Annotated in this window: 12 protein-coding genes and 1 riboswitch; of the genes, 5 read left to right on the top strand and 7 right to left on the bottom strand. The window is 73.9% G+C overall.

Features of this window, described 5'->3' with window-relative positions; all coding sequences use genetic code 11:
• Window positions 1–144: 144 nt before the first annotated feature.
• On the top strand, window positions 145–1,044 hold the full coding sequence (locus tag Q7L73_RS12635; protein WP_304691344.1) for a LysR family transcriptional regulator: 900 nt from the start codon (window positions 145–147) through the stop codon (window positions 1,042–1,044).
• A 6-nt stretch (window positions 1,045–1,050) separates the two neighbouring features.
• On the opposite strand, the gene Q7L73_RS12630 is transcribed toward Q7L73_RS12635, so the two are convergent.
• Entirely contained in the window at window positions 1,051–1,785 is a 735-nt protein-coding gene (locus Q7L73_RS12630) for a trimeric intracellular cation channel family protein (protein ID WP_304691343.1), read from the bottom strand.
• A gap of 37 nt (window positions 1,786–1,822) precedes the next feature.
• On the opposite strand from Q7L73_RS12630, the gene Q7L73_RS12625 reads away from it, so the two are divergent.
• Window positions 1,823–2,932, top strand: a complete 1,110-nt coding sequence (locus tag Q7L73_RS12625) for an adenylate/guanylate cyclase domain-containing protein (protein ID WP_304691342.1) — start codon at window positions 1,823–1,825, stop codon at window positions 2,930–2,932.
• 1 nt (window position 2,933) lies between these two features.
• Here the strand turns inward: Q7L73_RS12625 and Q7L73_RS12620 are convergent, their stop codons facing one another.
• The 4 genes from Q7L73_RS12620 to Q7L73_RS12605 form a co-directional block, all read right to left on the bottom strand.
• Window positions 2,934–4,613, bottom strand: coding sequence for a bifunctional diguanylate cyclase/phosphodiesterase (locus Q7L73_RS12620; RefSeq protein ID WP_304691341.1), 1,680 nt, complete (start codon window positions 4,611–4,613; stop codon window positions 2,934–2,936).
• A gap of 118 nt (window positions 4,614–4,731) precedes the next feature.
• Entirely contained in the window at window positions 4,732–5,988 is a 1,257-nt protein-coding gene (locus tag Q7L73_RS12615) for a hypothetical protein (RefSeq protein ID WP_304691340.1), read from the bottom strand.
• Between the two features lie 92 nt (window positions 5,989–6,080).
• Window positions 6,081–6,470 carry a helix-turn-helix domain-containing protein gene (locus Q7L73_RS12610; protein ID WP_304691339.1) on the bottom strand — a complete coding sequence of 130 codons (390 nt, stop codon included), beginning with the start codon at window positions 6,468–6,470 and terminating at the stop codon, window positions 6,081–6,083.
• A gap of 80 nt (window positions 6,471–6,550) precedes the next feature.
• Window positions 6,551–7,249, bottom strand: a complete 699-nt coding sequence (locus Q7L73_RS12605; RefSeq protein ID WP_304691427.1) for an AIM24 family protein — start codon at window positions 7,247–7,249, stop codon at window positions 6,551–6,553.
• A gap of 180 nt (window positions 7,250–7,429) precedes the next feature.
• Here Q7L73_RS12605 and Q7L73_RS12600 point away from each other — a divergent pair, with 180 nt between their 5' ends.
• Window positions 7,430–8,164, top strand: coding sequence for a glutathione S-transferase family protein (locus tag Q7L73_RS12600; RefSeq protein ID WP_304691338.1), 735 nt, complete (start codon window positions 7,430–7,432; stop codon window positions 8,162–8,164).
• A 151-nt stretch (window positions 8,165–8,315) separates the two neighbouring features.
• Here Q7L73_RS12600 and Q7L73_RS12595 read toward each other — a convergent pair whose 3' ends face one another.
• Window positions 8,316–9,419, bottom strand: coding sequence for an RNA polymerase sigma factor RpoD/SigA (locus Q7L73_RS12595; protein ID WP_304691337.1), 1,104 nt, complete (start codon window positions 9,417–9,419; stop codon window positions 8,316–8,318).
• 387 nt (window positions 9,420–9,806) lie between these two features.
• Window positions 9,807–9,947: riboswitch (cyclic di-AMP (ydaO/yuaA leader) on the top strand.
• Window positions 9,948–9,963: 16 nt separating this feature from the next.
• Between Q7L73_RS12595 and Q7L73_RS12590 the strand changes: the two genes are divergently transcribed.
• Window positions 9,964–10,746 carry a septal ring lytic transglycosylase RlpA family protein gene (locus tag Q7L73_RS12590; RefSeq protein WP_304691336.1) on the top strand — a complete coding sequence of 261 codons (783 nt, stop codon included), beginning with the start codon at window positions 9,964–9,966 and terminating at the stop codon, window positions 10,744–10,746.
• 18 nt (window positions 10,747–10,764) lie between these two features.
• On the opposite strand, the gene Q7L73_RS12585 is transcribed toward Q7L73_RS12590, so the two are convergent.
• Window positions 10,765–12,060, bottom strand: coding sequence for a diguanylate cyclase domain-containing protein (locus Q7L73_RS12585; protein WP_304715567.1), 1,296 nt, complete (start codon window positions 12,058–12,060; stop codon window positions 10,765–10,767).
• Between Q7L73_RS12585 and glp the strand changes: the two genes are divergently transcribed.
• Window positions 12,051–13,367, top strand: a complete 1,317-nt coding sequence (gene glp, locus Q7L73_RS12580) for a gephyrin-like molybdotransferase Glp (protein WP_370552445.1) — start codon at window positions 12,051–12,053, stop codon at window positions 13,365–13,367. The two genes, Q7L73_RS12585 and glp, sit on opposite strands and share 10 nt — an antisense overlap.
• The last annotated feature ends 15 nt before the right edge of the window (window positions 13,368–13,382 follow it).

Here is a 13,382-nt window from a genome sequence, read left to right as displayed (position 1 = left end):
GAGTCGTGGCCGATTGCGTCGCGTTTCGGTCCAATTGGCAACTTCCGGTTTCCAATTACTCAAAGTTGTTGTAATTGAGTGAAACCTCCTGATTCGGCGCGTCGTCGCGCTCTAGGCTGCTCGCGCGATGGACGCGAGAGGCCCATGAACGCACGTCTGGCGTGGGACCTCGTGCCCACGTTCCTGACGCTCGCCGAGCAGCTCCATTACGGTCAGGCCGCCGCGCGGCTCGGCATCTCGCGCCAGGCGCTGTCGAAGCGGATCAACCGCCTCGAGCAGGAGATCGGGGTGCCCCTGGTGGTCCGCTCGACCCGCCGCGTCGGGCTGACCGACGCCGGCATCGCGCTGCGCGACGACGCGATCCCCGCCGTCGTGGCGATGCGCCACGCGATCGAGCGGGCGCGCTCGGACGCCTCGACGCGACGGCTCGCGATCGGCGTCAGCACCGACCTGCCGGACAGCTGGGCCGAGCGCGTGCAGCGCTGGATCGTCGCGCGCGGCGAGCCGGCGCTGAGCGAGCGCCGCGCACCCGACGACGCCGTCCGGCTGCTGCGTCGCGGCGAGCTGGACCTCGCGCTCGTCGCGACCGCCGTCGCCATGCTGACGCTTCCGCCCGGCGACAAGGCGCGCGCGCTGGCGGTCGGCCGCGAGCCGGCCGTCGCGCTGCTGCCGGCCGTCCACCCCGCGGCCGCGCGCGACGCGATCTCGCCGGGCGACCTCGACGACCTGCCGGTCATGGTCGCGGAGGCCGACGGACCGGAGGAGCGGCGCGCGACGATCGCGCGGCTGCAGGGCGACGCCGAGCGGCCGCACCTGATCGCGCCGCGGATAGGGACGATCGCGCAGGGGCTGGTGGCGGCGGCGCGCGACCACCACGGCGCCGCGCTGGTGCAGGAGCGCGGCCTCGCCGGGGTCGCGCTCGACGGGCTCGTCGCGCGGCCGCTGCAGCCGCCGCAGAGCTTCACGGTGCTGCTGCTGGCGAGAGCCGGCCCGCAGACGAGGCCGTTCGCGGCGCTCGCCGAGCACCTGCTGCTGGAGCGGTAGCGCCGCTCAGCTGCCGCGGCGGAAGCGGCGACGGCGCCGCGCCCGCTCCTCAGCGGCGGCCGTGTCGGTGCGCCGTGTGGTCGCCTCACGGACGGCCTGGAAGCGCGCCACCAGCGCCTCGTCGACGGCGACCGGCGACGGCGCCCGCCAGCCGCGCACCCAGGCGCCGATCCGCAGCAGGAAGGTGACGGCGCTGCCGATCACGACCGACAGCGTCAGCGCCACGCCGAGTCTGTCGAGCGCGACGAAGGCGATCACGCCCGCCAGCGCCGCGACCGCGTACAGCTCGCCGTCCTGGAAGATCGCCGGCGGACGGCCGGTCAGCACGTCGCGCAGCGTGCCGCCGCCGATCGTCGTGATCATCCCCAGCAGGATCGCCGGCAGCAGCTCGAGCCCGTTCGCGATCGCCTTCTCGGCGCCGACGATCCCGTAGAGGCCGAGCACGACCGCGTCGGCCATCAGCATCACCGTGCCCATCCGCTGCATCGTGCCGGCGGCGAAGAAGACGATCGCGGCGCCTGCCAGCGCCGTCGCCAGGTACCACGGGTTGTCGAGCGACACCGGCAGCTGGTTGAGCAGGACGTCGCGGATCATGCCGCCGCCGATCCCCGTCACGATCGCCAGCGCGACGACGCCGGCGACGTCGAAGCCGCGCACGACCGCCAGCAGCGCGCCCGATATCGCGCCGACGAAGACGGCGAGCAGATCGAGCGCGAGCGGGGTCTGGACGATATCGACCACGCCCCGCAGCGTACTCGCGCCGGTAGGCTCCCGGCCGATGGACTTCGAGTCGGAGGGGCTGCTGGAAGGAGTCGAGGGGGAGTCGGCGCGGGCCGAGCGCGTCGCGCTGCTGCAACGGCTGCTGGAAGACGGCGTCGGGCTCGACGAGCTGCGCCGCGCCGCCGCCGAGGACCGCCTCGCGCTGCTGCAGGTCGAGCGCACGCTCGGCACCGAGCAGTACACGCCGCGTGAGGTCGCCGCGCTGGCCGGCGTGCCGCTGGAGCTGGTGCTGAGACTGCGGCAGGCGCTCGGCCTGCCGCGCCCCGGCCCGGACGACCGCGTCCTCACCGCCAGCGACGTCGAGGCGGCCGAGCGGCTGGAGCTGTTCCGCCGCGCCGGCCTGCCGGAGGAGGGCATGTTGGAGGTCGCGCGCGTGCTCGGCGAGGGGCTCGCGCGCGTCGCCGCGACGCTGCGGCCGCTCGTGCGCGAGACCTTCCTCGAGCCGGGGATCGGCGAGCAGGAGCTGAGCGAGCGCTACGCCGTCGCCGGCTCCGAGCTGGGGCCGCAGCTCGGCATCCTGATGCAGCACATCCTCAACATGCACCTGCGCGACCAGCTCCGCACCGACGTCGTCGACCGCGCCGAGCTGGCCCGCGGCGGCGTGCTCGGCGCGGTGCGGATGTCGATCGCCTTCGCCGACCTGGTCGGCTTCACGAAGCTCGGCGAGCGCGTGCCGGCGGAGGAGCTGGGCGCGGTCGCGCGGCGGCTGATCGAGCTGACCGGCGACGTCACCGGCACGCATCCGGGGGTGCGGCTGGTGAAGACGATCGGCGACGCGGCGATGCTCGTCTCGGCCGACCCCGACGCGCTGCTGGAGAGCGCGCTCGCGCTCGTCGCCGCCGCCGACGCGGAGGGCGAGGAGTTCCCGCGCCTGCGCGCCGGGCTGGCGACCGGGCAGGTGCTCGGCCACGCCGGCGACTGGTACGGCAGCCCGGTCAACCTCGCCAGCCGCATCACCGGGATCGCGCGGCCGGGGACGGTCGTCGCGGCCGCCGCCACGCGCGACGTCGCGCAGGGCGAGTGGCAGTGGTCGCTGCTGCCGAACCGGCGCCTGAAGGGCGTCGACCATGCGGTGCCGCTCTTCCGCGTGCGGCCGGCGTCCGGCTAGCTCAGCTCAGCTCCGCGAAGACCTCGTCCGCCGGCCGCGGGCGGCCGAGGTGGTAGCCCTGCGCGAAGTCGACGCCGTAGTCGCGCAGCGCGGTCAGCGTGCGCTCGTCCTCGACCCACTCGGCCGTCGCGAGCTTGCCGAGCCCGTGCGCGACGTCGACGAGCGAGCGCACGATCACCTGGTCGGCCTCCGAGTCGCACAGGCCGCGTATGAAGCTGCCGTCGATCTTGAGCGCGTCGAACGGCAGCCTGCGCAGGGTCGTGAAGGTGCCGAAGCCGGTGCCGAAGTCGTCGAGCGCGAGCCGGCAGCCGAACGCGCGCAGCCTGCGCGCCAGCTCCTCGGCGGCGGCGCTGTTCGTTATCGCGGCCGTCTCGGTGATCTCGAACAGCAGCCGGCCCGGGTCGACGCCGGCCGTGCGCGTGCCCGCGGCGATGTGGTCGGCGAGGTCGGCGTCGGCGAGCGAGGTCGCCGACAGGTTGATCGCCAGCTCCGCGACGGCCGGGTGGACGGCGGCCAGCCGCAGCGACTCGGCGATCACCCAGCGATCGATCCGGCGCGCGAGGCCGAAGCGCTCGCTGAGCGGCAGGAAGACGGCCGGCGAGTGCAGCTCGCCGTCGGCGCCGCGCAGCCGCAGCAGCAGCTCGAAGCGGCGCGGCGGCGCGTCCTCGCCGACCGCGACGACCGGCTGCGCGAACAGCTCCAGCCCGTCGCCCGTCAGCGCGCGGTTGAGGCGGTTGGCGAGCGACAGGTCGTCCTGCATCCGCGTCGGGCTGCCGGTGTCGCGGCCGTAGAGCGCGACGCGGTTGCGGCCGGCCTCCTTCGAGGAGTACATCGCGATGTCGGCCTCGGCCAGCAGCTGCTCGCCGGTCACGATCCGGTCGCGCCCGCCGAAGGTCGTCACGCCGACCGAGGCGGTGACCGGCTCGCCGCCGCCGGCCGGCCCGCGCTCGAAGGCGCTCACGATCCGCTCGGCGAGCTGCGTCGCGCCGCGCAGGCTGGCGCCCGGCAGCAGCACGACGAACTCGTCGCCGCCGAGCCGCGCCAGCACGTCGCCGGAGCGGATCAGCCCGCGCAGCCGCTCGGCGGCGGCGCGGATGACGGCGTCGCCGGCGTTGTGGCCGAGCGTGTCGTTGACGTACTTGAAGTTGTCGAGGTCGATCAGCAGCAGCGCCGCGTCGTCGGTCTCCTCGGCGGCGATCAGGCGGTCGAGGTCGAGCGTGAAGCGGCGGCGGTTGTAGAGCCCGGTCAGCTCGTCGCGGTCGGCCAGCCGGCGCAGCTCCTGCTCCATCCGCAGCCGCTCGGAGACGTCGCGCACGATCGCCGCGACGAGCCGCTCGCCGCCTTCGTCGAGGGGGCCGAGCGAGACCTCGATCGGGAATCTGCTGCCGTCTCTGCGGAGGCCGTGGAGCGCGAGATGTCTGCCCATCGCGCGGCGCGCATGCGTCTCCATGAACGCGTCGCGATGCGCGACGTGCCGTTCGCGTGCCGCATGCGGCAGCAGCACCTCGATCGGCTCGCCGATCAGCTCCTCGCGCGCGTAGCCGAACAGCCGCTCGGTCTCCTCGTTGGCGATCACGATCCGCCCGCCGGCGTCGCAGACGACGATGGCGTCGCCGGCGTATTCGAGCAGCGCGCGGAAGTAGCGGTCGGATCTGGGCATGTTGACGGGCGACGCGCTCATCTGCCCCGGTGATCGGCCGCCGCAGCCCTGCGTCCCGGCCGGGAACGGTGACATGGCGCGTCTGCGCTTGACGTTGCACAGACGTTGCAACGCCGAACGGTGTGGTGCGGCGGCGGATTCAGGCTGCCGCGACGTCCGCGGCGGCCTCGACCAGCAATTCGTCCGCGAGCGAGCGGACGTCGGAGTCGAGGTGGCCGCAGAGGACGTCGCGCAGCAGCGCGCGCAGGTGGCCGGCCAGCTCGGCCGCCAGCGCGTCGGCGCCGGCGTCGTTGTGCGCGAGGCCGGCGATCACGGTCCGTTCGAGCGTGGTCGCGCGCGCGACCCGCTCGGCGAGCGCCGCGCGCTCGGCCGGCAGCGCGCAGATGACCGCCAGCCGCTGCGCGAGGCGGCCGCTCTCCGGCCCCTCCGGCTCCAGCAGCGCGCGCAGCGCGAGCAGGTCGTCGGTCAGCGCCTCCAGCGGCGCGACGCGCTCGCGCGCCAGCTCGAAACGGCTCAGCGCCCACGCGACCTCGCCGGCGCGCGGCGTGCGCCGCGCGATCAGGCTGCAGAAGGCGCGCAGCTCGTCCTCCTGGTCGCGCGGCAGCGTCTGACGGCCGAGCGCGCGGCCGCCGCTGCCCAGCGGCGCGACCTGCCAGGGGCCGCCGTCGAGCCGCGCCCAGGCGACCGGGCCGAGCGCGTAGGAGCCCTCGTCGAACAGCCGCAGCGCGCTCAGCAGCCTGCGGAAGCGGGCGCGGGCGGCGCTCAGCGGCGGGCCGGCGAGCTTGTCGCTCTCCAGCGTCACGACCGCCAGCACGGTGCCGTGCTCGACCTCGCCGGGCGTCGACCAGACAGCCTCCGGTGGCGCGTCGTCGAGCGTCTCGCCGCGCACGAGCGAGAGCCCCTCGCCGAGCGGCACGTCGTCGGACTCCAGCCCCAGCCCGAGCAGCGGCGCGATCACGTAGGCGACCTGACGGCCCTCGTAGAGCGCCCCCTCCAGCTCGGTGTAGGCGGCGCTGAAGCGCTCCTGCTGGAAGCCGAACTCGCTCGACTCGGCGTAGACGGCGGAGAGGAACGAGCGCAGCACGGCGTCGGCGCGCTCGCGCTCGTCCGGCGGGATCCGCGGCTCGCCGCGCTTGCGCAGATAGGCGTCGATCGCGTCGAGCGCGGCGATCGCGCGCGCCGCCGGCAGGTAGGTCGGCAGCCGGTCGAGGATCCCCATCCGCGAGCGGATGAAGTTGCCCGTCAGCGGCTTGTAGCAGTAGAGGGCGGAGCGAGCACCGGGCTCCTCGACGACCTCGAACGGTATCTCCGCCCCGCGCGCCGTCTCAGCCGCGAGCTGCAGGCCCGCGTCCTCGGTGAACGCTCTGAGCAGCTGATGGAGCGTGCGGTTGCGCATGGAGCAGCGTTCGCCGCGCGTGGGCGCGGCCCTTCACGCCGCACGGATGCTTGCAGAAGCCGGCGCGCCGACGGGCGGCGGGCGGAGTGCGCTCAGGCCGCGACGGGCGGCGCGGGCGCGACGAGCGTGGGCGCCTCGTCGTCGCTGCCGAGCGCCGGGGTGCAGTCGCCGGTGGCGCCGAGCCATCTGCGGCCGTAGCTGCGCATGTCCTCGATCAGCGGGACGAGCGCGCGGCCCTTCTCGGTCAGCGCGTACTCGACCCGCGGCGGCACCTCGGGGAAGGTCTGGCGGGCGACGATGCCCTCCTCCTCCAGCGCGCGCAGGCGCAGCGACAACGTGCGCGGGCTGATCCCTCTCAGCGAGCGCTCGAGCTCGCAGAAGCGCTGGCGGTCGTCGGCCAGGTCGCGGATGATCAGCAGCGTCCACTTGCCGCAGACGATCTCGGCAGTCGCGCAGACCGGGCAGTTCTCGTCGTACGCCATACACACGAGGATACCGCAAGACTTCACGAACTGAAGCGAGCGCGCCGGCCGCTCGCGGGCGGCCGGCGCGCCAGACGGCCTCAGCCGCGCAGCATCTTCGAGAGGCCGCCGGCGGCGCCCGCGAGCGAGCCGCCGGAGACCGTCCCCTCCGACGGCTGGATCAGCACCCAGCCCTCGCCGCTGAAGGCGAGCTGGAGCGTCTCGCCCGACGATCTGCCGATCAGCGACTTGAGGTTGACGTCGGTCTTGATCGCGGTCGTGACACCAGAGGACCAGCAGACCGCGGCCTGCGCGTCGGCGAAGGTCGGGGCGGCAGCTACGTCGAGCCGGACGGGCGGCCCGTCTGTCACGATCGCGACCCAGCCGGTGCCCTTCAGCGCCAGCTGCGACATGCCGCCCGCCATCGCCGAGCCGGCGTCCTTGACGCGTTCGATGTCCCAGTCGATGCCGGCGTCGAAGGCGAGCACGTGCTGGCCGTTGACCGTGATGCGGTCGTTCTCCAGCTTGATCAGGTGGATCTCCTGCGCCATGTCGGCGAGGAAGACCTCGCCGCTGCCGGTCACCTTCATCAGCTCGGCGCCCTCGCCGCTGACGGCCTTCTTCAGCATCCGGCTCATGCCGCCGGAGCCGGCGTGCTCGAACTTCACGTCGCCCTGGTAGGCGACCATCGAGCCGATCTTCGCCTGGATCGTGACGGCGTCGAGACGCACCTTCAGCAGCTTCGAGTTCTGGAGCGTGAACGAGTCCGGCGAGGTCGTCTCGGCGAACTGGTCGAGCATGGTCTCCACGGTCGACAGGGTCCTTTCGCGGTGGTGGGAACGCCAGCGAACCAATGCCGCTCGTATTCGTCAAGAAAACGGCGAAAGACTGGAGAGATCCCCTATGCCGAGCGGGGGATGGCACGACGACGTTCGGGGGAACCGCCCCATTGCGCACGGTGCGCGCGATAGGTTCGCGCGATGGACGCGACGCTCTACACCTTCCCGATCTCGAATCCCGGCTGGAGCGCGCGGCTTGCCTTCGCGCGCAAAGGGGTCGAACCGAAGCTGGTCCAGCTGAGACCAGGCCTCCACCCCGCGGCGCTGTGGCTGCGCGGCTACCGCAGAGGCACCGTGCCGGCGGCGAAGCTCGACGGCAGACGCGTCGAGGGCTCGCTGGAGATCGTCCAGGAGCTGGAGCGGCTGGTGCCTGAGCCGTCGCTCTACCCGGCCGACCCCGCCCGCCGCGCCGCCGTCGAGGAGGCGGAGCGATGGGGCGAGGCGGTGATGCAGCGGCTGCCGCGCGCGATCGCCCGCTATGCGATCGCGCACGACCACGAGACGCGCGTCTGGTTCATGCGCGAGCACGCGCGGATGCCGCTGCCGGCGCTGTCGGCGACGTTCAGCCTGCCGGTCTCGCGGCTGATGGCGGCGAGAGCGAACGGCAGCGAGGAGGGCGCCCGTGCCGCGCTGGAGCAGCTGCCGGCGGCGCTCGACAGAGTCGACGCGCTGCTCGCCGACGGCCTGCTCGGCGACGCCGACGGCGTCAACGCGGCCGGCGCGCAGATCGCGCCGAGCGTCGCGCTCGCCGCCTCGCTCCACGACCTGCGCGACATCACCGCCGGCCGCCCCGGCGTCGCCTGGGCGGAGGGGCTCGTCAGCGGCATCGAGCCGGCCCCCAGCTCGGCCGCGATCGTCGCCCTGCGCGGCGCCTGAACGACGAAGGGCCCCGGTTCGGAAACCGGGGCCCTGTGAAACGGAACGCATCCTGAGGAGCCGATCGTCGTGGCTGCCAAGGACGCAGTGAGCGCTGCGGGCGCCCAGCCCTGAGCGAGCGAGGACGCCGGCAGGCGCGTCGAGGGGCTTCTCAGGCGACGTCGCGGAGCTTCTGGGCCTCAGCGAGGCTCTGCAGCTTCTTCAGCGACTGGTTCTCGATCTGACGGATGCGCTCACGCGTGACGTTGAACGTGCGGCCGACCTCGTCGAGCGTGCGCGGGTGCTCGCCGCCGAGGCCGTAGCGCAGCTCCAGCACGCGGCGCTCGCGGTAGGAGAGGTTCTCGAGCGCCTCGCGAAGCGCTTCCTTGGTGAGGATCTCGGCAGCGCGCTCGTACGGCGATTCGGCGCGCTCGTCGGCGATGAACTGGCCGAACTCCGACTCCTCCTCGTCGCCGACCGGCTTCTCCAGCGAGACCGGCGCCTGCGCGGAGCGCTTGATCGAGTCGACCTCCTCCGGATCGATCCCCGTGACCTCGGCGATCTCCTCGGCGGTGGGCTCGCGGCCCAGCTCGGTGACGAGCTTGCGCTCGGCGCGGCCGATCTTGTTCAGCTTCTCGACGACGTGGACCGGGATGCGGATCGTGCGCGCCTTGTCGGCGAGCGCGCGGGCGATCGCCTGGCGGATCCACCAGGTCGCGTAGGTCGAGAACTTGAAGCCCTTGCGGTAGTCGAACTTCTCCGCGGCGCGGACGAGGCCGAGCGTCCCCTCCTGGATCAGGTCGAGGAACGGCAGCCCCTGGTTGCGGTAGTTCTTCGCGATCGAGACGACGAGGCGGAGGTTCGACTCGACCATCTTCTGCTTCGCGTCGAGATCGCCGCGCTCGATCCGCTTGGCGAGGTCGACCTCCTCCTGGGCGGTGAGCAGGCGGACCTTGCCGATGTCCTTCAGGAACAGCTGAAGGGAGTCGGTCGTCATGTCCGGCTTCAGGTCGAGCGCCGTTCTCGCACGGCGGCCGCGACGTCTGTCGGGCGCGCGCTCGACCTCGTTGCCGGCGGCGGTCGCGGGATCGATCTCCTCGACGAGCTCGATCTCCGATCTCTCGAGGAAGCCGTGCAGATCCTCGACGTCGGACTCGTCGAGATCCAGCTCGCTGACCGCGGTCGCGACTTCGGCGTACGTCAGGACACCGAGCTGCGTGCCGCGGTTGACAAGGCCCTTGATCTCTTCGAGTTCCTGAAGTTCAGCTACAGACATCTGATTCCGTTTCTCGTCGCGTGCGCGCCACCCCGACATCCAGCCTCGGCGCGATCATCGGACGGGTCGCGCCCGCCTAAGCGCGCACAACCGCCATCCAAACATGAGCTGGAGTCTAGCTTCTTCGCGTTCAGGGAGTCAACGCGTCAGCGCCAGTTTCGGGGGTGCCTGCCCGCAGATCGGGCTCGGTGCGCGCGACGGACTCCTGTACCTACTACGCAGAACGTCCGCAGACGTTTCAGGTTGCGGCCTCGTTCCTACCAACTTCATCGGCGAGCGCCGATCCGGCTTGAGGGCACCCGTTCCCGGTGCGTCGCCCGAGCTGAGAATCCTCTCGTCGCGCTCGCGTTCCGCGCGCGTTGTTTCGTATACTCACCGCCGCCACACGCCGAACGGCATCGCGTCCAGCGCGCTGCCGGCGGGGGACCCACTTGCGAGCTTCGGCTCGCTGGGGCGAATCGGTCGCAGTTCGGACCGTAGCGGCGCGCCACGAGGCGCCTCGCGAGCCCGACAGCTCACCTCGTAGGCACAGGCACCCCCATCTATGAGCCTTCGCCGCCCTGTCGCCATCGCCGCTGCCGCGTGCCTCGCCGCAGCCGCCATCCCCGCAGCCGCCCACGGTGCATCCGTCGGCGGCGCCTCGCCCGACGTCAACCCCGACGGCACCTCCACCGGTGCCGCGCTCGCGATCGGCACGCCGGTCGCGACCTCCAGCTCGGGCGGGATCACGATCACCTCCAAGGGCGCCGCGCTGCTGAAGCGCCGCGCCGTCGTCAGCGGCCTCGCGCCCACGCGTCTGGACAGCGTCTCGATCGAGGCGCTCGACAGAAGAGGCGTCTGGAGCGCCGTCGGCAGCGGCGAGGTCGAGGACGACGGCAGCTTCCGCGCCGCCTGGAAGCCGCGCGCGCTCGGGCTGCAGTCGGTCCGCGCCGTGCCCGCCACCAGCTCCAGCGCCGCCTCGCGCTCGACCGCGACCGGTCCGCAGGTGCAGGTGACCGTCTACCGCCCCGGCGTCGCCAGCTGGTACTCGCCGGCGACCAACGGCGGCTCGAAGACCGCCTGCGGCGTCAGACTGACGCAGTGGACGATCGGCGTCGCGCACAAGACGCTCCCGTGCGGGACGCAGGTCGAGATCTACTACGGCGGCAAGAAGCTCGTCGTGCCGGTGATCGACCGCGGCCCGTTCATCGACGGCCGCTCGTGGGACCTGACGAAGGCGACCCACGACGCGATCGGCGGCAAGGACGGCCTCATCACCGTCGGCGCGCTCACGGTGACCACCGTGCCGAAGCTGAAGACGCCGTTCCAGGCGCCCGCCGTCGGCTGACACGCCGCGCCTGACGCTTCAGCGCACCAGCCGCGGACCGGGGCGATCGGGGTCGCCGCCGAGGTCCTCGGGATGCGGCGCGGCCTCGCCGATGCGGGCGCCGGCCGCGGTCGCCGCCAGCATCGCCTCCTCGGCGCGGTCGATCAGCGTCGCCGCGTCGCGGCCGTCCTCGCCGTAGACGGCGAAGCCGATCGTCGCCGCCAGCGGCGCGCCGCGCCAGCTCTCGCCGTTCTCGACGCCCGCGCCGATCCGCTCGGCGAGCGCGATCGCGCCGGCGCGGCCGACGCCGGGGGCGATCACCCAGGCGCGGCCCTGATGGTCTGAGGCGACGAGGTCCTGCCGGCGGATCGCGCGGCGGATCGCCTGCGCGAGGCGGCCGTAGGGGACGTGCGCCTGGCCATCCGGCGCGCTTGCGGCGACGCGGTCGCCGTCGACCAGCTCGACCCGCAGCAGCGCCAGCCCGCCGCCCTCGCGCTGGCAGCGGTCGATGTGCCGTTCGAGCGTCGCGATCCAGAGGTCGGAGTCGTCCATCCCCGCGGCCGGGCCGTGGCGCGGGTCGGCACCGGCGTCACGGTCCGGCAACGCCGTCACCGAGCCGGCATGGGCGGGCTCGCCGTCGTAGGCCGGCCGCGCGCCGTCCCACGCCGCCTGCGCGGTGGCGGCGAGCGAGTCCTCGCGCGCGGGCGCATGCGGGACGCCGTCGTGCGTCCGCGGCGGCTCGGGCGAGTACGGCGGCGCGGCGTGCGGGTGCGGCTCCGGCGGGGCGGCGGCAGGCGGCGCGGCGGCGTGAGGAGGCGCAGCGGCCGGCGGCGGCGTGGTGGCGTGCGGCGGCGCGGAAGCGGGCGCAGGCGGCGCGACCGGCGGCCTCATCGGGAAGCCGGGGGCCGGCTGCGGTGGCGCGGCGGCGACGGCCGGCAGCGCGCTCGCGGTCACGACGGCGGTGACGGCGGCGAGGCGGTCGGCCAGCTGGCCGACCAGCTGCGGCTCGCGCCCGTGCGCGGGCGCGGAGTCGAGCGCGGCCGCCCAGATGCAGGCCCGCAGCGCCTCGACGGCGGCGACGGTCGCGGCGGCGTCGTGGGCGCCGCAGAGCGGGCCGAGGCGGCCGACGAGCGGCGCGAGGTCCCCGTCGGGACGCAGCCGGGTCAGCTCGGCGTCGGATCCGAGACCGCGGATGACCGCCGCGCACAGCGCCGGGCCGTCGGCCGCCAAAGCGGCAGCCGGGATCGTGCCGACAGCGTCGAGCGGGGCCCGCTCGAGCAGCAGCAGCAGCCATCCTTTGGCGATCGTCTGAGCGCCCCCGACGAGTGGTTCCACCACCCCCCAGCCGACCGGTTCGGGGCGGTGAGGACGGGGCGTCCTCGAATCCGTCATCCGAGGGTCTATACCAGCCGTACCCGACGAAGGCGAGCGCCGATGGACACAATGAACCCGTGTCCAGAGCCCTGATCTCGATCTCCGACGCACGCGCCGCGATCCTGCAGGCGAGCGTCCAGATGCCATCCGAGCCCGTCCCCATTGGGGATGCGGTCGATCGGGTGCTCGCGAGCGACGTGATCGCGGCCGCGGATGTCCCGCCATTCGGAAATTCGGCCATGGACGGGTTCGCCGTCGGACCCGATGCGTCCAGAGCGCTGCTGCGGGTCGTCGGCGAGTCGCGCGCGGGGACGCCGGCGGCGGTCGCGATCGGCCCCGGCGAGGCGATCCACATCTCGACCGGGGCGCCGCTGCCGGAGGGCACCGCCGCGGTCGTGCCGGTCGAGCAGACGGCGGCGCGCGAGGACCGGGTCGAGATCACGGCCGACGTCCGCCCGGGGCAGCACCTGCGCGGCGCCGGCGAGGACCTGCAGGCGGGCGCGACCGTCCTGCGCGCCGGCACGCGCCTCACCCCCGGGGCGCTGGCGGTCGCCGTCGGCGCGGGCGCCGGCACGGTCACGGTCGCGCGCCGGCCGCGCGTCGCCGTCCTCTGCACCGGCGACGAGCTGCGCGAGCCGGGCGCCCCACTCGGCCCCGGCGAGATCCACAACTCCAACGCCCCGATGCTGCAGGCGCTCGCCGCGGCGGCCGGCGCCGAGGTCGTCGCCGTCGAGCGGGTCGCGGACTCCCTCCAGGCGACCGAGCGCGCCTTCGCCGCCGCGCTGCAGCAGGCCGACGTCGTGATCGCCTCCGGCGGCGTCTCGGTCGGCCCGCACGACCACGTCAAGCCGGCCCTGACCGCGCTCGGCGTCGAGGAGCGCTTCTGGAGAGTCGCGCTGCAGCCCGGCAAGCCGACCTGGTTCGGCACGCGCGGCGAGCAGCTCGTGCTCGGCCTGCCCGGCAACCCCGTCTCCAGCTACGTCACCTTCCTGCTGTTCGCGCGGCCGGCGCTGCTCGCGCGACAGGGTCACGCGCAGCCGCTGCCGCCGCGCGGCCGCGCGCGGCTGACCGAGGCGCCGCCGCGGCGCGAGCGCGAGCAGGCGCTGCGCGTCCGCCTCGACGACGCCGACGGCACCGTCGCCGCGACCCCGACCGGCGCCCAGGGCTCGCACATCACCGGCTCGCTGGCGGCCGCCGACGCGCTCCTGTTCGTCCCCGCCGGCGCGACCCCGCAAGCCGGCGACAGCTGCGAGATCGAGCGGATCTGACGATGCTCGACGGCC

This window comes from Conexibacter sp. CPCC 205762 (genome assembly GCF_030646155.1).
Lineage (GTDB): Bacteria > Actinomycetota > Thermoleophilia > Solirubrobacterales > Solirubrobacteraceae > Conexibacter.
This window is presented reverse-complemented; position numbering and strand designations above follow the sequence as displayed.